16 protein-coding genes are annotated in these 15,924 nt (G+C 47.2%); 8 read left to right on the forward strand and 8 right to left on the reverse strand.

Annotated elements, in window-relative coordinates:
* Positions 1 to 2: 2 nt before the first annotated feature.
* Both E3E37_RS10260 and E3E37_RS10265 read left to right on the forward strand, forming a co-directional pair.
* Positions 3 to 1,244, forward strand: coding sequence for a flippase (locus tag E3E37_RS10260; RefSeq protein ID WP_167717104.1), 1,242 nt, complete (start codon positions 3 to 5; stop codon positions 1,242 to 1,244).
* Between the two features lie 28 nt (positions 1,245 to 1,272).
* Positions 1,273 to 2,988, forward strand: a complete 1,716-nt coding sequence (locus tag E3E37_RS10265) for a hypothetical protein (RefSeq protein WP_167717106.1) — start codon at positions 1,273 to 1,275, stop codon at positions 2,986 to 2,988.
* A 2-nt stretch (positions 2,989 to 2,990) separates the two neighbouring features.
* Here the strand turns inward: E3E37_RS10265 and E3E37_RS10270 are convergent, their stop codons facing one another.
* From E3E37_RS10270 to E3E37_RS10305, 8 genes are all read right to left on the reverse strand, one after another.
* Entirely contained in the window at positions 2,991 to 4,157 is a 1,167-nt protein-coding gene (locus tag E3E37_RS10270) for a glycosyltransferase family 1 protein (protein WP_167717108.1), read from the reverse strand.
* The gene (locus E3E37_RS10275) at positions 4,126 to 5,244 is read right to left on the reverse strand and encodes a glycosyltransferase family 4 protein (protein WP_167717110.1); all 1,119 of its coding nucleotides are present in this window, start codon (positions 5,242 to 5,244) and stop codon (positions 4,126 to 4,128) included. Before E3E37_RS10275 ends, E3E37_RS10270 begins: the two co-directional genes overlap by 32 nt.
* Positions 5,245 to 5,258: 14 nt before the next feature.
* Complete coding sequence (locus tag E3E37_RS10280; protein ID WP_167717112.1) at positions 5,259 to 6,230, reverse strand: glycosyltransferase family 2 protein; 972 nt, start codon at positions 6,228 to 6,230, stop codon at positions 5,259 to 5,261.
* A gap of 79 nt (positions 6,231 to 6,309) precedes the next feature.
* On the reverse strand, positions 6,310 to 6,855 hold the full coding sequence (locus E3E37_RS10285; protein ID WP_167717114.1) for a hypothetical protein: 546 nt from the start codon (positions 6,853 to 6,855) through the stop codon (positions 6,310 to 6,312).
* Positions 6,856 to 8,154: a DUF58 domain-containing protein gene (locus tag E3E37_RS10290; RefSeq protein WP_167717116.1), complete on the reverse strand. Its 1,299-nt coding sequence runs from the start codon at positions 8,152 to 8,154 to the stop codon at positions 6,856 to 6,858. It abuts the gene before it with no gap.
* A 3-nt stretch (positions 8,155 to 8,157) separates the two neighbouring features.
* Positions 8,158 to 9,087 (reverse strand): MoxR family ATPase, encoded by a 930-nt coding sequence (locus E3E37_RS10295; protein WP_167717118.1) that lies wholly within the window; start codon positions 9,085 to 9,087, stop codon positions 8,158 to 8,160.
* Positions 9,077 to 10,090, reverse strand: a complete 1,014-nt coding sequence (locus E3E37_RS10300; protein WP_371731715.1) for a DUF4350 domain-containing protein — start codon at positions 10,088 to 10,090, stop codon at positions 9,077 to 9,079. The genes E3E37_RS10295 and E3E37_RS10300 overlap by 11 nt, the downstream gene beginning before the upstream one ends.
* A 5-nt stretch (positions 10,091 to 10,095) precedes the next feature.
* Positions 10,096 to 11,874, reverse strand: a complete 1,779-nt coding sequence (locus E3E37_RS10305; protein WP_167717121.1) for an Ig-like domain repeat protein — start codon at positions 11,872 to 11,874, stop codon at positions 10,096 to 10,098.
* 58 nt (positions 11,875 to 11,932) lie between these two features.
* On the opposite strand from E3E37_RS10305, the gene E3E37_RS10310 reads away from it, so the two are divergent.
* From E3E37_RS10310 to E3E37_RS10335, 6 genes are all read left to right on the forward strand, one after another.
* Positions 11,933 to 12,679, forward strand: coding sequence for a hypothetical protein (locus E3E37_RS10310; RefSeq protein WP_167717123.1), 747 nt, complete (start codon positions 11,933 to 11,935; stop codon positions 12,677 to 12,679).
* A complete protein-coding gene (locus tag E3E37_RS10315; protein ID WP_167717124.1) occupies positions 12,670 to 12,915 on the forward strand; it encodes a hypothetical protein in 246 nt (81 codons plus the stop codon). The genes E3E37_RS10310 and E3E37_RS10315 overlap by 10 nt, the downstream gene beginning before the upstream one ends.
* Position 12,916: 1 nt before the next feature.
* Positions 12,917 to 13,906 carry a DUF1616 domain-containing protein gene (locus E3E37_RS10320; RefSeq protein ID WP_167717126.1) on the forward strand — a complete coding sequence of 330 codons (990 nt, stop codon included), beginning with the start codon at positions 12,917 to 12,919 and terminating at the stop codon, positions 13,904 to 13,906.
* 84 nt (positions 13,907 to 13,990) lie between these two features.
* Entirely contained in the window at positions 13,991 to 14,584 is a 594-nt protein-coding gene (locus E3E37_RS10325; RefSeq protein WP_167717128.1) for a TasA family protein, read from the forward strand.
* A 40-nt stretch (positions 14,585 to 14,624) separates the two neighbouring features.
* Entirely contained in the window at positions 14,625 to 15,434 is an 810-nt protein-coding gene (locus E3E37_RS10330) for an HAD-IIA family hydrolase (protein WP_167717229.1), read from the forward strand.
* On the forward strand, positions 15,431 to 15,865 hold the full coding sequence (locus E3E37_RS10335; protein WP_088865703.1) for a ferritin family protein: 435 nt from the start codon (positions 15,431 to 15,433) through the stop codon (positions 15,863 to 15,865). Before E3E37_RS10330 ends, E3E37_RS10335 begins: the two co-directional genes overlap by 4 nt.
* The last annotated feature ends 59 nt before the right edge of the window (positions 15,866 to 15,924 follow it).

Consider the following 15,924-nt stretch of genomic DNA (forward strand, 5'->3'; position numbering starts at 1 on the left):
CTATGTCTACAGTCAAGACAGTAACCAAAAATACTCTGGCGCTTATGATCACATCTGTTGTTTCTAAAGCTTTTGCGTTTATTACATTAATCTTACTTGCAAGATATTTAGGAAGCGAGAATTATGGGAAATTAGCATTTGCCATGGCTTTGACATCATTTTTTACCGTAATAGCAGATTTTGGCTTGAGTTCTTTGATAGTTAGAGAGGTCGCAAGAGAGAAAGAAAAAGCTGGGTTGTATTTAGGGACTTTCTCGGTATTCAAAGTGTTGCTAGCTGTGGTAGTGTTCTTGGCTCTGGTTTTAATATCTCATTTTGGTGGTTATGAGTATAACACAAAATTCCTGATTCTTATATTCGGGATTTACACTATTTTGCTTTCATATTCAACGTTCTTTATCTCCTTTTTTAGGGCATTTGAGAGAATGGAATACGAAACACTAATTAGAAGTGTTGAGAAAATACTTCTTCTGGTTTTGACTGTAGTGCTTATTTACCTTAATAAACAGTTCATGTACTTTGCAGTTCCATATTTAATTTCAAGTGCAATTGCAGTTATCTTGGCTCTCTTTTTTGTCGTAAACAAGGTGAGCAAACCAAGGTTTTTATCTGACAAGGAGTTTTTAGTTGAAACAATGAGGGAATCTTTGCCATTTGCCCTTACTTCAATATTTGTTATTGTGTATTTCAAAACAGATACTGTAATGCTATCTTTTATGGTGGGGGATACTGCAGTAGGAATTTACAACGCCGCGCATAATCTTATTGATGGATTGATATTTTTGATACCATATCCATTATCAATGGCACTATACCCGATAATGTCGAAGTATGCAATTAATTCCATAGAAAAGCTCAGAAAAGTTTACATTTATGGGTTTTTGGCATCTCTCCTTCTTGGTTTAGCTGGTGTGTTGTTTGTTTTGAGTTTTAGAGAGAAGATAATATTACTTGTATATGGGGACGAATATATAGAGGCGGGAAAAGTTTTAACGGTTTTGGTCTGGACGTTCTTAGTTATTTGTGTGAGCACAATTTCCAGCACGTTGTTAAATGCTGTAAATAAGCAGAGGATAGTGACCATTGGGACAGCGATAGGAGCATCTTTAAATGTTGTATTTAATTATCTCTTGATTCCTAAATACAGCTATGTTGGGGCGGCTTATGCAACATTGATAACGGAGAGTGTCGGGTTTGGAATATATCTGGGGTTCATTATTAAGTTTTTAAAGAACCCTTCATAAAAGGTTATGGAGTAAAAGGTGAGGTGTGATGAGGCAGGTAATACGAAAATTATTGTTACTGTGGATTACTTCAATATCAGCTTTAGTCCCGTTATATATCAACCTCTATGTATTGCATTATCAAACAGATCCCTTCATATCGACAACAATTAACATGGGAAAACTAATATCCTCATTTGGTGATCTTAATAATGCTCGTCATTTTGTGCTAGACAATTGGGTTCCTTTTGGATGGCAAGGGCATACTAGAGATTTTATTCAATATGAACCCCTTTCTGGAGTACTTGTCCATGAAATAGGCTCCATAACAAATTTATCTATACGATCCGCTAGCTATCTCCCAGTTCCCTATTTTGTATACTTAATTTTGTTGTATCTTATCATGAAGTGGGCGTATTCTTTAGTATCAATAGAAAAACAGAAAATGACAAAATTGAATGTTCTGGTGTTATTTATTCTATTTGCTAGTGGATATGCTTACATATGTTTGTTTGTCATTGGTACTTTTTATGTTTTTGAGTATCACGGGATATATTACGTATACGCTTTGACTATGTATTACTTGTTGCTTAACTTAATATTTAATAGACAAGGTGTAAGGCTTGCAAAAAGAATAATAGTCCTCATCACACTTGTATTTCTAGCGAATTTGTTTACTCATTACGAAATACCTTTAACTGTTACTGGAGGTCTGCTTCTTTACCTTTTTGCTGTCTACTGGTTGTCTAAAATTACCGATACTAAGGAATCAGCTTTTTTGAAGGATTTGAAGGTTTTAATAGCAGTATTTATGGTGCTAATATTCTCTCAAGGTTTTTACTACTCCGCTCTTTCTAGTTCAGCTGGAATTATTCAAATGATACCTGTTTTCTTTACATCTATCTTAGATAGGGTAATCTCAGGAAGTGCAGGACAAATTGTTGGCAATATATACCCCTATGGTAATTATCTCGTATTTACCAAAAAATTATGGCATTTGGGATTTGCTGCTATGTTATTGCTTCAGTTATCTTTGGCTGTGTATTTAGTAAAGAAACACTCATTTATTCTCCCAGTGATTTTCTCGTATTTGTTCATCTTGGGTAGAGATATTTCGTGGATGATATCGTACTTTGCTATGTATCTAGGTAGTTTCTCCTTTGAATTAAAAACTGCATGGCTTCTTAATTTATTAGTGCCTGTACCAATATTGGGATTTTCTCATTTAACAAAAGCTAAACGGAAAAGAGCATCTCTAATAATCTTAGCTATTATTATATCTATAGCCCTCATTGGATGGTCGACTTTATATGCACATATGTTTATAGAAGGATATTCAGCGTATCCTGGGCAGGTTAAGGAACAAGCTTGGACGGTTGCTCCATTCATTAAACATAATTTACATCAAGATAACATTTCCATAGTAATAACCGGCTCACTTCAAGCAACCTCTGGAATATATGAAAATATGCCCTTGTATGTGCTAGATGAAGTATATTTAGTGCCAGCAATATTTTATATAAAAGAAAAACTTGACACAAAACAACATATCCCTGTTCAGGAAATCCCAAACTCGCTGAGACAAAGTGATGTGGACTTCCTTGTGGTGACCGAATATGAAAATAAAAAAGGCTTTTATGGGGGGCTGGCAATTGCTCCACTGAATAAAGATGAAGTCAAACTACTTACTCATCTTATTACAGTTCAAGATACTGTTATTTATTCTTCGGATATTGTCAAAATTTATATGATAAGAGAAGGATAAAGTCAAGAAGAATCGTATACTTCCTCATAAACTTTTAGGGTTTCTTCTGCTGTTTTTTTCCAGCTAAACATTTTAGCTCTCTCCAACCCTCTTTTTCTCAATTCTTCTCTTAATCTATCATTAGTTAAAACCTCATATATGGCTTTGGCTAAACCATTTACATCATAAGGATCAACCATTATTCCCGCATTACCAACAACTTCAGGCAGGGAAGAAGTATTTGATGTAATTACTGGTGTTCCGCAAGCCATAGCTTCCAAAGGTGGGAGACCAAATCCCTCATAGAGGGAAGGATAAACGAATAAATCTGCTGCATTATATAATGCGGGTAAGTCTTCTCTTGGAACATAACCAGTGAAAATAACATCTCTCTGCAGATTGAGCTTGCTAATAAGTTCAAAAATATTTTTGTATTTCCAACCTTTTTTGCCTGTGATAACTAGTTTATGAGGCAACCCTTGTTTTTTAAGCTTGTAAAGAGCTTTTAGAAGTGTTGGAATGTTTTTTCTTGGCTCCAGAGTTCCAACATAAAGTATGAATGGATAATTGAGGTTGTATTTTTGCTTAATTTTTTTGATTTCATTTTCTGGTAAGAGTTTGTAGTCCTCATCAACTCCTAGGTGAATGACTCTTATCTTTTCTTCTGAGATTTTGAAATATTTTACAGCGTCCTTTTTGGTACTGTAAGATATGGATATTATCTTATCTGCATATCTTAAGCTACGCATTAGTGCATATTTATGGGCTAGAATAGTATCCCCCCGATGGGTCTGAGGAAATTTTATGGGTACTAAATCATAGATTGTTATTATTTTTTTGGTTTTTTGAGGATAGAAAAAAAAGAGTCCCAAATACACATCATGGACAAGGTCTAAGCGTAATTTTTTGCTGTGCGTAGGTATAATAAATAACTTTCGTACAAACTTTGAAAGTCTTTTTTGTGGATCAAATGGTAATTTTGGAATTTTTACAACATACTGAAATGATTTTCCATTATATTTCATGGAGTCCATTATCTCCTGTAATATTTTGTCTTCTGGATGAATAACAATGATTTCAATGTCTTGGGTTGCCATTAAAGGGAATAAGTTCTTAATTAAATTATAGGAATAATTATCTATCCCTGTAACTCTGTTATCAATATTCCCCGCCACTATCCCTACTCTCATACAAAAAACCTCCATTTGTTTTTTTGGTCAGCAAAGCGAAGGTACTGTAATACTTTTGCGAAATCTTGTTCCAATTATACTTATCTAAAACCATTTGCCTTATCTTTTTCTTTATTTTCCTGTTTTCTCTAACAGATTCTAGCATTTTTAATATTTCTTTTGCAAACATATCAGGATCTAGTGGCTCTACTAAAACTCCAGTTTTTTCATTTACAACAGCATCTTTAATTCCTTCCAGATTTGAGGCTATAACTGGAATACCATGCGAAGAAGCCTCTAATATTACAATGCCAAATCCCTCCATGTCTCCATCTACTGGAATGTTTGGCATTATAAATATATCTGCGATGTTATAGAGCAATTCTAAGTCCTCATCGCTAACCTTTCCAAGTAACTTGACGTATCTTTCTAATCCTTTATTAGAAATTATATTCTCTATAATTTTTCGATAGGGCCCGTCTCCTGCAATTATATAGACAAAATTCTTATCTTTTTCAACTAATTTAGGAATGACGTTTTCAACAAACCAATTGATTCCTTTCCTTTTTACTAACCGGCCTACAGATAGAAGAACATGTTTATTTGCAATGTTCAATTGTTTGCCATCTGCTTTTTTTGAATGAGTGTATGTTTTTTGATGTTCTTTGTCTATCCCTATAAGGATGACCTTGCATTTATCTGGAGAAATTCCTCTTTTTATGCATTCCTCCCTTGTTGCTCTACTTATACAAACTACATTATCGGCCATATTAACGAACTTCGGAATAAAGAATTGGTAAATTTTGTTTGGAACAGTAATATCTAGACCGTGCACTTTAATGACAACTGGCTTTTTTACTATTTTTTTAATAACAGGTATAATTGGAGAGAGATATGCATCGCTTAAGAACACAATATCCACTTTATCTCTGTTTAGCATAATTTTAAAGATGGAATAAACATGGAACAAAGGAGAATACTTTCCAAACCTGTTGGGTATAACCTTCACATCTACAAACTTCCCTAAATTTTGAGCCAAATTGTAATTGAGTCTCTCTGCTCCGCCCACATGTGGTGGATAATTCCTAGCAATAAAGAGAACTTTCATTATTCTACCACCGTTTACTCTTTCTTCTCATACTCCAACTTCTTCAACCGGTACAACACATCATCTAACAGCATTCTCTGAGATTTAAGCATATCGGCCAGCAATCCCAAAACTATCGTTTGGACACCCACTATAAGCAATAGTGTTGCCAGTATCGCAGAAGGCAGTCTGCTACCTACTTGCCCAGTATCCAGATAATACGACACGACACGCCATCCATAGTACAGGCCCACCGCAACAAAAATCCCCCCAATAATCCCAAACACCTGCAGGGGATTATAATCTCTATAAGATCTCAAAATTATCATGCCTGCTCTTTTGGCGTATCCAAAGATATTAGATATCAACCTAGATTTCCCATCTCCCTGCCTCTTCCTGAACTCAACTGGGACTTCAACAATCTTTAAGCCGTAGTGGTTTGCCTGTATGATTGTCTCCTGGACGTAGGTATAATCTGCCAAAACATGCAGCCTCATTGCGGCGTCCCTTGAAAAAGCCCTAAATCCTGTTTGAGCATCAGAAGTTGGAAATCCAGAAGCAATCCTCGTGACCCAAGTTGCAATTTTGTTTCCTATTTTCTTTTGTAGCGGCATGTACTCGATCCAGCCCTTAAACCTTGAGCCTAAAACTATATCCGCCTTGCCATCAAGTATTGGCTTCACCAGTTTTGGAATCTCCTTAGCGTTATATTGACCGTCGGCATCGATGTTAACAATTATATCCGCCCCTAAATTCAAAGCGGTTTCCATACCTTGCCTAAATGCCCTTGCAAGCCCTCTGTTTCTCCTAAAGCTAACTACAACATCAGCTCCAGCTTCCTTGGCAACTCTAGCGGTCTCATCCGTTGAGCCATCATTAATAACAATAATTTTGATATCATTGATTTTCCCCTCAAAATCTTCAGGCTTAAGATGCCGGATTTCTCGGATAACACCCTGAATAGTGCTTTCCTCATTATATGCTGGGATTGTGACAGCTAGTTTCATTTTGTCGCCTCCGCTTGTTTCATGACTCAGATTTGAATCCAAATACATAGTAATGGTTTGTGGTAATTGAAACAGCTCACTACCAATTGAACATCTCCCTCTTTTTAAGATTTTTCCAAGTGAGGCTCGAAACGGCCAGAAAAATTCCAAATGCCGCCATAGCCATAACCTGCGTTGAAGCCGCACCGGGGAAGTCAAGCTGACCCCGAAAGATCAAGAAAGCTGCCGTTACGGCACCGAGGAAGGCAAAAATTCTGGCGTCCATCCTGAACCTGAGCAGGAAGTAAAACACCGCACCGGCCAGAAAAGCCTCCGGAACCGCAAGTCCGAGGGCCATAAAAGCCGCCGCCAGCAGCTCGGCCTTTCCAAATGCGGGCCGCCTCTTAAGAACATCATCGAGGAGCAGGATTGATGCCAGGGACAGGGAGAGGGCATTCACGAGTCCGGAATATGAATACAGCGTCGGAACCGTGACGGAGTTCCCGAGGTAGAGAACATAGACTAGGTATGCCACGAGCCCCAGATCCCTGTTCCTCAGGCCCAGGAGGTAGACGATGGGAGCCAGCAGCGTTACGTAGGTTCCTGCGACAAAGCCAGCCAGTACCGAAGCCACTACCCCGATCATTCACACCACCCTCGCGAGTTCCTTTATGTAGTCGCTCGGCCCCAGGTCTATGGTGGGAGCCAAGGCGTTAAACTTCTTGAGGAGCCTCTCGCGCTCTTCGTAGGCATCGTAAAGCCTCCTGAGAGTCCTCTCGTCCAGCTCACCGCCGTAGAACAGCACCGGATTGGGGGAGAGTATGAGAACCCTGTGGCTCTTCAAGGCCATGGCCACGGCCCTGTAGGTCTCGGTGGGGTTGCTCAGGTCGGTGATGAGAATGATGAAGGACGGATTTTTGAGCAGGGAGATGGCCTCAAATATTCCCTTAGAGCCGCGTCTCCCCTTCCGGAGGGGAAGAACCTTCCGAAGGAACTCCCTCGTCCTCTCACCGAAGGAAGGCTCGAACCCAAAGCGGAGGCTCATTTTACCCCCTTCGCCCCGGAGGTCGAGCCTTCTCCGTATGGTCTCGAGCTGGGTCGGGCCTTTGCCGGCACTCACGATGTCGGCGCTCACCTCGTCGTAAACGACCAAGCCTACCCTGTAGCGCTTCACCAGGTTGGCCGCCACCTGAAGCGCCAGAACTGCAGCGTAGTCTATCTTGGCCATCCTGAGACCCTTGCGCATCTCCCTCGTGTTGTCAAGGAAAATGTAGACGTCAGCGTTCTCCTCCTTTATGAACTCCCTCACTATAAGCTCTCCGAGCCTCACGCTGGCCTTCCAGTCTATCCTCTTGAAGTCGTCGCCGTGCTGGTACTCCCTGAGGTCCTTGATGTCCAGCCCCTCTGCCCCAAAGAGCTGGCCCCTCTTGTAGACCTCCGCCAGGCGGAGGTTGTACTCGACCCTGGCGGCCTCTTTTATGCTCTCCACGGATGGATAGACGCTTACATCCACCGTTGGGCCTATGAGGAACTCCTCGACGTAGAGCCCGCGCGAATCCTCGGCGATGATTCTAACTGGCTCAAGCACGAACCTCCCCTTCCTGAGGGGCCTAAAGCGGTACTCGAAAGTCTTCTCTCCTCCTGAGGGAAGGAAGAAAGGTTCAAGCCCCTCAACATCGAAGTCCTCCCCTCTCACCTCTGGTTTCACAGAGACGTCCCCACCAAGGTTCCTCAAGTGAAGCTTCGCGGTGTGCCACTTCCCCTCTTCAAGTCTCTCAGCGGGGGGAACCCTCTCACCCTCGATAGAAAAGCTGACGGCGTTCCTAACGCCGTAGAGATACAGAATCACCAGCATCCCGAGGAGGGCCGGGAAGACGGTCTCGGCAAGGTAGCCCTCCACCATGAGGAGAAAGGCAAGGACGAAGAGAAAGTCCTCCCGCGTCATGGGCTACACCGGAACCTCTGTCTCCCTCAGGATGTCCTCAACAACGTCCCTGACCCTCACTCCCTCAAGTTCGTACTCCACCTTGAGGACGAGCCTGTGGGTGAGCACCGATAGGGCGACCTTCTTAACATCGTCGGGAATAACGTATTTCCTGCCGTCAAGGAAAGCAGAGGCCTTTGCCGCATAGAGGAGATGTTCTCCAGCCCTGGGCGAGGCCCCAAAGAGAAGCCTTTCATCGCTCCTTGTTGCGGAGATTATGGTGTATATGTACTCGATTATCTCATCGCTGACTTCAACGGTGGTAACGTCAGATATCAGGCGCATGAGCTCTTCGTGGGTAATTATGGGCTCAACATCCGAGAAGTCGCCGATGCTCTTTCTCTTGAGGAGCATTATCTCCTCATCCCTCTCCGGAAAGCCTATTTCAATTTTGAGCATGAACCTGTCGAGCTGGGCCTCCGGGAGAATGTAGACCCCCTCATGCTCCAGAGGATTCATCGTGGCTATGACGAGGAAGGGCCTTGGAAGGGGGAACGTCCTGCCCTCAATGGTCACCTGTCTCTCCTGCATGGCCTCCAGCAGGGCGCTCTGAGTCTTGGGCTGGGCACGGTTTATCTCGTCCGCCAGTACAACGTTGGCGAATATTGGCCCCTTCTTCGTCGTCCACTCGCCGGTCTTCTGGTCGTAGTAGAAGACCCCGATTATGTCCGCGGGAAGGAGGTCTGGTGTGAGCTGTATCCTCGAAAAGCTCAGTCCTATGGCCCTCGAAAAGGCCTTGGCTATGGTGGTCTTCGCCACACCCGGAATGCCCTCGATAAGCACGTGCCCCTCGGAGAGAAGCGCTATCGTCAGGAGTTCGATTACATCCTCCTTGCCAACGACCGCTTTACCGACTTCCCTCTTCAGTAGCCCGATGAATTCCTTACCGTCCATGACCACCACCCAGCTTTGACCCGGTCTCGATTTCTCGGAGTATCTTTTTTAACTTATCCCCATCGAGGCCGCTTTCCTCGAGTCTCGATATAATCTCATCCAGGCCCTTCCTTTCCTCTCGGAAGAAACGGTCAAGGAAAGAGAACAGCCTGTTCAGCAGGAGTCCAAAGATACCGCTCTCGATGATAAAGGCCAGCGCTGCTATGAAGAGAACGTAGTAGAACACCAGCCTTTTGTTAATCGCCCTCCTGATGACGATGGTTCCCGCTGAGTAGGGGTTGAAGTCCCGGTGGTGGGCCTCGTCAATGTAGAACGCCCTCTCCGGGAGCGAGCCTATGAGGTTTCTGAGAAACGGCTCGTTCTGGGGGAATAGGGAGTTCGTGAAGATGTCGGGATCGGAGATTATGATTATCTCTCCTTTCCCATAGGAAACAACATCCATTATTGGAAAGGCCCCGTATTCTCCCCTCAGCATCGATGCGTTGCTCGTGTAGACAGTGGGGCTCTGAGCATTGAGGATCACCGCGGGTCTGCTCATCACGACGTAATCAACCCCCTGTGAAAGCGTAGTGTCCGTTATTTCCCTCGTCACCGGAAACTCGTAGTTTTTGGTGTAGGTCAGGCTTATCACGGGTTTCTTCGAGAAACGCTGGGGTAACCCCAGCCCCTCAAGGAGTTCGTTGCCGGTGCCAAAATCATCGGCCAGTATAACGGTTCCCCCACCCTCAAGAAACTCCCTAACCTGCTCTATCTCTCCCCTAGAAAAATCCATATCCGGGCCAATGACGATGAGGGTGCCGTTCATGTCCCCAAGACCGAGCGAATCGTAGGGAACAAGGACGGGGGTTATCTCCCCCGACTCGTACAGGAGCTTTCCGAAGCTCGACAGGCCGTTCCATTCGGTGTTCAGCACACTGTAGGCCGCATCGCTCTTAAACCTGGGAACCGACATCGGCATTACGAGGAGGGAAACGCCGACTATGAGCAGTATCGCGTAGGCCACCCTGTTCAAAGCTCATCCCTCACGATGGCCGTTATTATCACGCGAGAGGCCCTCTTAACCGCCCCGATGGCCTCGGAGAGGCCGAACCTGACCCGGCCGTAGAGGCTCCGCTCATGCATCCCAGTCAGCTCCGCTAGGTCGTCGTGGAAAGGCTCGCCCCTGAACCTCTCCAAGAGCTCCCTGGGGGTTATGGACGAGGGCAGGGAGTAGAACCTCCTCAGGAAGCGGTACACCACCCTGTAGGCCCTGAGGACATCCGGCTTGGCCGAACCGGCCTCAGACTCAACGCCGGCCTTTTCAGGGACAGTCTCAGGAGAAGTTTTCGCGGGCTTCTCCTTTGTGAGAAACTTATAGGCAACTCCCGCGGCGAGCAGGAAGAGCAGGAGGAGCAGGAACCGCAGAGTGTAGCTGATTGGAGTTGCAGTTATCTGAACAACGTTAGATCTGCTGGCCTGGAGCTCACCGCTACCGGGGAAGTAAGCGTATATCCTGTGCTCGCCTTCACTGAGCTGAACCTGGAAGGAGAACTCGCCCCGAGCGTTCAGCGTCGTGTAGGGGGAATCGTCAACGTAGATCACCAGAGGAACGGCAACGTCCGGGCTCACCTTTCCCGTTATCGTTACAGTGTCACCCGCCCTGACGCTTCCACCGTCGTAGAAGAGCCGTATGGTCGGCTTGAGCTTAGCAGGAAGGAGCAACAGGGTGGCGTTTGATGGGGCGTAGTAGGGACTCCCTCTAAAAATCAGCGTGGCGTTCACCTCCGAGGATACGTTAACGGTGGTGTTGAAGAATCCCTCCTGAGTGGTAACCAGAGTGTAAACACTACCCCCAACGACCAGTTTTATAGGAACTCTAGAAACCCCCCTCCCCCAGTAATCTAAGAGGTAACCAGAGATAGTGACGGTCTCCCCCAGGCTCTCCTCCGCCACAATCCTGGTCGGGATTCTGCTCACGTTAACCGTTAGAACGTTTGATCTGAAGGAACCGCTGGCGTTTACGCCCACCGCGTATATCTCATACTCCCCCGTTTGAGGGAACGTATAAACGAGGCGGAAGGTTCCACTAGCAACTTCCGGCGTGTACATGGTTCCGTTCACCATCACAAGAACCACACTCATGTTAGGAGCGTAGCCGAATATCGTGATGTTTTCCAGCACCATCGGGTCTGGCTTGGATATAAAGACCGAGAAGTTAGAGGGGGCCTCCACGCTTTCCAATCTCCTGCGGTAGTCGGAAAGAAGGCTCTCAAGACCCTCAAGCCTTGAAGAAAGCTCCCCAACATCGAGATGAAGGGTCTCATTGTTTTCTCCAACAAGCGCAACCGATGAAATAGAAAGGAGGGCCTCCCTGCAGGAGGAAATACCCACCTCCATCAGGATGAGAGAGTTCCTGGCGTTTACATAGTCCGCATCATCCATGGCCACTCGAAAGCCCGCCGCGCCCGAAGAGATGTAAAACGAGCACTCACCGAGCTCCCTGAAATCAGCAGCTAGGGAGACTATTTTGCCACTTGAACCAGAGGAATACATGATCACCGTCCCGTAGGTGGAATTCGTGACGGTGTAAAGTTCAGATGAGACGTTAACAGCGGAGTCATTTTCAGCCAAGACAATGTCGTAGAGGGACTGAAAGTCCCGGAGCAGAGACATGAAATAGAGGTAAGCCCCATAATCATTCGAATTAGCCAGGTGGTAATCGATTCCAGAGGCGGAAACCACGTGCAAACCCGCCGTCACGAGTAGCAAGGCCAAGAACAACGTAATTCCAGCTCTCATATCAATCAAGGCCTTCTCGGAGGAAATCTTTTATAAGGTTAGTGGTCGTTGTGAAGTCGGGGTAACAATGGAGACCAAGAACATAGTCAGCGGCGTGCTGGTGATAGGTGGCGGTGCACTGGCACTTCACGGATTCCTCAGCGCAAGCACCGGCCTGATAAATCTAGGGATAGCCGGTGCGTTCCTAGGGGCAGTAATCTTCACGTTCAAATCCTCAAAATACGTAAAAAAAGAATCCATTGAGAACCTGTTGGAACCCTACAAGAGGGTTTTCTCGTCGTTCTCGGAGAACCTAGCCCTGGGTGGAAACGCCATCTACATACCGCCCTACGAGAACCTTCCAAAGGGCGGACTCTTCATTCCCCTCCACGAGAACTTTGAGCTCGACCTTGCGAGATTGGATGAGAAAACCGTCTTCCTTACGGACGTTCCGAACGAGAGGGCCATGGGGCTCTTTCTGGGCCCCTTCGGAGCTTCCCTGGTCGAGAAGTACGAGGAGCACATGGAAGCCCCCCTTGACGGTGCAGGCTCTTCCGCCGTTGAGAGCGCAGCAGGCTCGGTTCTGAGGACGCTCGGACTCGCCAGAAGGGTTTACATAGAGGAGAACGAGGATGGCTTCAGAGCCGTGATCCAGCCGGAAATTGAATGTGAACCAGAAACCTGCGAGAGGGCCCCCTGTCCAATCTGCGCTTCAGTTCTCCTCGCCCTTGCAAAGGCCACCGGCGAGCTGCTGTTAACAGAGAAAGTGGAGGAGAAAGACTACGGCATCGAGATAACCGTTAAGAAACTCGGAGGAATCGGGGAATGGATGTAGAGGACTACATGCTCCTCTTCCTCTCGCTGTGGGTCCTCATCTCGGCTTTGGCCACGAAAAGCGTGGGTGTATTCCTGACGCTTACCCTGATAGGCCTCCTGATAACGATAGAAGTTGGAAGCCTTTTCCTCAGCAGGGAGCAGAAGGAGAGCGTGAAGCCACTCGTTGAGCTCCTAATAGTGATATTCGCGATAATCGTCATGGGAAAGGTGTACTCAATACTCACAGGTGGATGAAATGGACTGGAAAAAACACTGGGACCTGCTGACAATCATAGGCCTTTCCATACTCCTCGACCTTCTGATAGCTTTTTATCCAGAGAGCCTTCTGAGAAAAGCCCTCGGCTTGGCCTTCGTCCTCTTTTTCCCCGGCTACGTTTTCATAACAGCCCTCTTCCCCGAAAGAAAGGAGCTCGACAACCTCGAAAGGCTCGCCCTCAGCTTCGGCCTGAGCATAGCCATCGTCCCGCTCATAGGGCTCGGCCTGAACTACACTCCGTGGGGTATAAGGCTCATCCCGATACTCGTCAGCCTGACGGTTTTCAACATCACCTTTGGCATTGCTGCAATCTACCGGCGGGAGAACGCCATAGACCCCTGGATACCGTGGATAACCCTCGAACGGGTCAAGAGGGAACTCGAGTGGGAAAGCTCGAGCAAGCTCGACAAGGCCCTGACGATTATCCTGATAATTGCCATCATAACCTCCATCGGAACCCTCGCCTACGTGGTAACCCACCCGAAGCCCGGAGAGGCCTTCACCGAGTTCTACATCCTCGGACCGGATGGAATGGCTGACAACTACCCAACAGACCTTTTTGTGGGTGAAAACGGGACTGTAATAATAGGAATAGTCAACCACGAGCACCGCAATGTAACCTACTACGTCCAGATATGGCTCGTCAACCTCACGTGGGACAACAGCACAAACACCACGATAATCCACGAGATGTACCCCATGCCGGGCTGGTTCAACGTGACGCTGCCGAGCGTCCCCGTGGACATCGAGGGCAACTGGACGCCCCAGTTCGAGACCAACTACACCTTCAGCATAGATAGACCGGGCCAGTGGCAGGTGTGGTTCCTCCTCTTCAAGGACAACCAGCCGGAGCTTCCACCGGCACCGCCCGACGGGAACTACGCAGAGACGGACGCCAGAAACCTTATACTGGAAGCGATAAACGGGACGATACAGAGCCTCAAGCTCAACGTGAACGTGAGGCCGTAGCCGGCCAATTTTTACCATCCTACGGGAAAATTTTATAAGCCCCTTTTGCGTAATCATTCTGACCTACCATTCATGGTGGTGCAAATGAAACATGCTGAAGTTGTAGTAGTTGGCCTCCTGGCGGCCCTGATTGTACTGGCCGGCCCAGTCAGGTCGGTCTTTACGGACGTTGCCCTCTCAGAGAACAACGAGATAACCTCCGGAGAGTTTGACATAGCCATAAGCAAGGACGGAAGCAGGTTCTACAACGACCTCAAGCTCTTCGAGTTCTCGGGCCTGAAGCCGGGCGACGAGAGAACCTTCACGTTCTACGTCAAGAACCGCGGCGATATTGACGTCTCAAAGCTCACCATGATTCTCCACGTCAGAGACATTGAGGGTTCGATGAGTCCCGCGGAGAAGGAGGTTGACAACACGACAGAAACGGGCGAACTCAGCGGATACCTGATGGTGAAGGAGCTCAGGGTTTACCTCGGCAGCGATTCGTGGACGGTCGACTCCGTGAGGGGCAGAAGCCTGAAGGAACTGAACGGGGTTGGGATAGATCTAATCAGCAAGCCGCTCAGGGAAAATGAGGTTCTGAGAGTCACGATGACCGTGAAGTTCTTTGAGGAAGCAGGCAATGAGTGCCAGACCGACAGAGCGATGATTGACATAAAGCTCAACGCCGAGCAGTGAACTTTTAAACTCCCAATCCTTTCTTTTTTCGGTGCTCACGATGATCGGCCTCATCTTCGACATGGACGGCGTCCTTTACAGGGGAAAGGAACCGGTTGAAGGTTCCCGCGAGCTGATAAACTTTCTGAAGGAGAATGGGATCCCCTTCATCTTCCTGACCAACAACTCGACCAAGGACCCCTCCATGTACCGCGAGAAGCTCCTTTCCATGGGCATTGACGTTCCTGAGGGAGTGATAGTCACCTCCGGCCTGGCGACGAGGCTCTACATGGAGAGGCACTTTGAGCCCGGAAAAATCTTTGTGATCGGCGGCGAAGGACTGCACAGGGAAATGGAGCGCCTCGGCTGGGGAACGGTTACCGTTGAAGAGACCAGAAAAGGTGCCTGGAAAGGAGTCGAATACGTTGTCGTCGGCCTCGACCCGGGTTTAACCTACGAGAAGCTCAAGTATGGAACGCTGGCGATACGGAACGGGGCAAAGTTCATCGGTACGAACCCGGACACGACCTACCCCGCTGAGGAGGGCCTCTATCCCGGGGCGGGCTCAATAATAGCCGCCCTGAAGGCATCAACAGACGTCGAGCCGCTGGTAGTAGGCAAACCCAACGGGCCGGCCTACGAGATCGCCAGGGAAAGGCTCGGCAACGTCGATGAGGTCTGGATGATAGGAGACAGGCTCGATACAGACATACTCTTCGCCAGACGTTTTGGAATGAAGGCGATAATGGTTCTCACCGGTGTCAGCGGGCTCAGCGACATCGAAAAGACCGGGATAAAACCCGACCTCGTTCTGCCGAGCGTGAGGGAGCTCCTCGACTACCTGAAGACCCTTAAGGAGGCACCCGAATGAAGCTCCAGGAGCTCCTTGAAAGACTAATCTGGCAGGAGAACGAGCTGTACAACCTCCACAAACTCGGGGAGACCTTCGCGACCTTCGAGAGGCCCGAGCTCGTTGAGACATTTCAGCTGATGGCGGAAGAGGAGCTGAGACACAGAAAGACCCTTGAGAGAATGCTCTCCGAGGGAACCCTGGAGGAAACGGCGGTTATAGACTACCTCGAATCGCTCTCCCTCGAGCCCATGCTGAGCGACGAGAGGGCGAAACCGTCTTCACTGGAGGAGCTGGTGCTGGAAGCCCTGGTGAGGGAGAAGCACGCCTATGAACTCTATACAAAGCTCGCCGGAATGCTCGACGGCTCCCTTGGGCACATCTTCAAAATGATGGCCGGGGAGGAGCTCAAACACGCCTACAGGCTCAGGCTGGTCTATGAAGCCCTTTGACATTTGGATAAATTATCCGACATTTCCCTTTTCTACCCATTTACCCTGAAGGCAAAGTT

It is taken from the genome of Thermococcus sp. ES12 (assembly GCF_012027515.1).
Lineage (GTDB): Archaea > Methanobacteriota_B > Thermococci > Thermococcales > Thermococcaceae > Thermococcus > Thermococcus barossii.

What these genes read in the sequence shown, in the direction of transcription:
- E3E37_RS10260 (WP_167717104.1), top strand. Translation starts at nt 3, where the DNA reads ATGTCTACAGTCAAGACAGTAACCAAAAATACTCTGGCGCTTATGATC.
- E3E37_RS10265 (WP_167717106.1), top strand. Translation starts at nt 1,273, where the DNA reads ATGAGGCAGGTAATACGAAAATTATTGTTACTGTGGATTACTTCAATA.
- E3E37_RS10270 (WP_167717108.1), bottom strand. Translation starts at nt 4,157, where the DNA reads ATGAGAGTAGGGATAGTGGCGGGGAATATTGATAACAGAGTTACAGGG.
- E3E37_RS10275 (WP_167717110.1), bottom strand. Translation starts at nt 5,244, where the DNA reads ATGAAAGTTCTCTTTATTGCTAGGAATTATCCACCACATGTGGGCGGA.
- E3E37_RS10280 (WP_167717112.1), bottom strand. Translation starts at nt 6,230, where the DNA reads ATGAAACTAGCTGTCACAATCCCAGCATATAATGAGGAAAGCACTATT.
- E3E37_RS10285 (WP_167717114.1), bottom strand. Translation starts at nt 6,855, where the DNA reads ATGATCGGGGTAGTGGCTTCGGTACTGGCTGGCTTTGTCGCAGGAACC.
- E3E37_RS10290 (WP_167717116.1), bottom strand. Translation starts at nt 8,154, where the DNA reads ATGACGCGGGAGGACTTTCTCTTCGTCCTTGCCTTTCTCCTCATGGTG.
- E3E37_RS10295 (WP_167717118.1), bottom strand. Translation starts at nt 9,087, where the DNA reads ATGGACGGTAAGGAATTCATCGGGCTACTGAAGAGGGAAGTCGGTAAA.
- E3E37_RS10310 (WP_167717123.1), top strand. Translation starts at nt 11,933, where the DNA reads ATGGAGACCAAGAACATAGTCAGCGGCGTGCTGGTGATAGGTGGCGGT.
- E3E37_RS10315 (WP_167717124.1), top strand. Translation starts at nt 12,670, where the DNA reads ATGGATGTAGAGGACTACATGCTCCTCTTCCTCTCGCTGTGGGTCCTC.
- E3E37_RS10320 (WP_167717126.1), top strand. Translation starts at nt 12,917, where the DNA reads ATGGACTGGAAAAAACACTGGGACCTGCTGACAATCATAGGCCTTTCC.
- E3E37_RS10325 (WP_167717128.1), top strand. Translation starts at nt 13,991, where the DNA reads ATGAAACATGCTGAAGTTGTAGTAGTTGGCCTCCTGGCGGCCCTGATT.
- E3E37_RS10330 (WP_167717229.1), top strand. Translation starts at nt 14,625, where the DNA reads ATGATCGGCCTCATCTTCGACATGGACGGCGTCCTTTACAGGGGAAAG.
- E3E37_RS10335 (WP_088865703.1), top strand. Translation starts at nt 15,431, where the DNA reads ATGAAGCTCCAGGAGCTCCTTGAAAGACTAATCTGGCAGGAGAACGAG.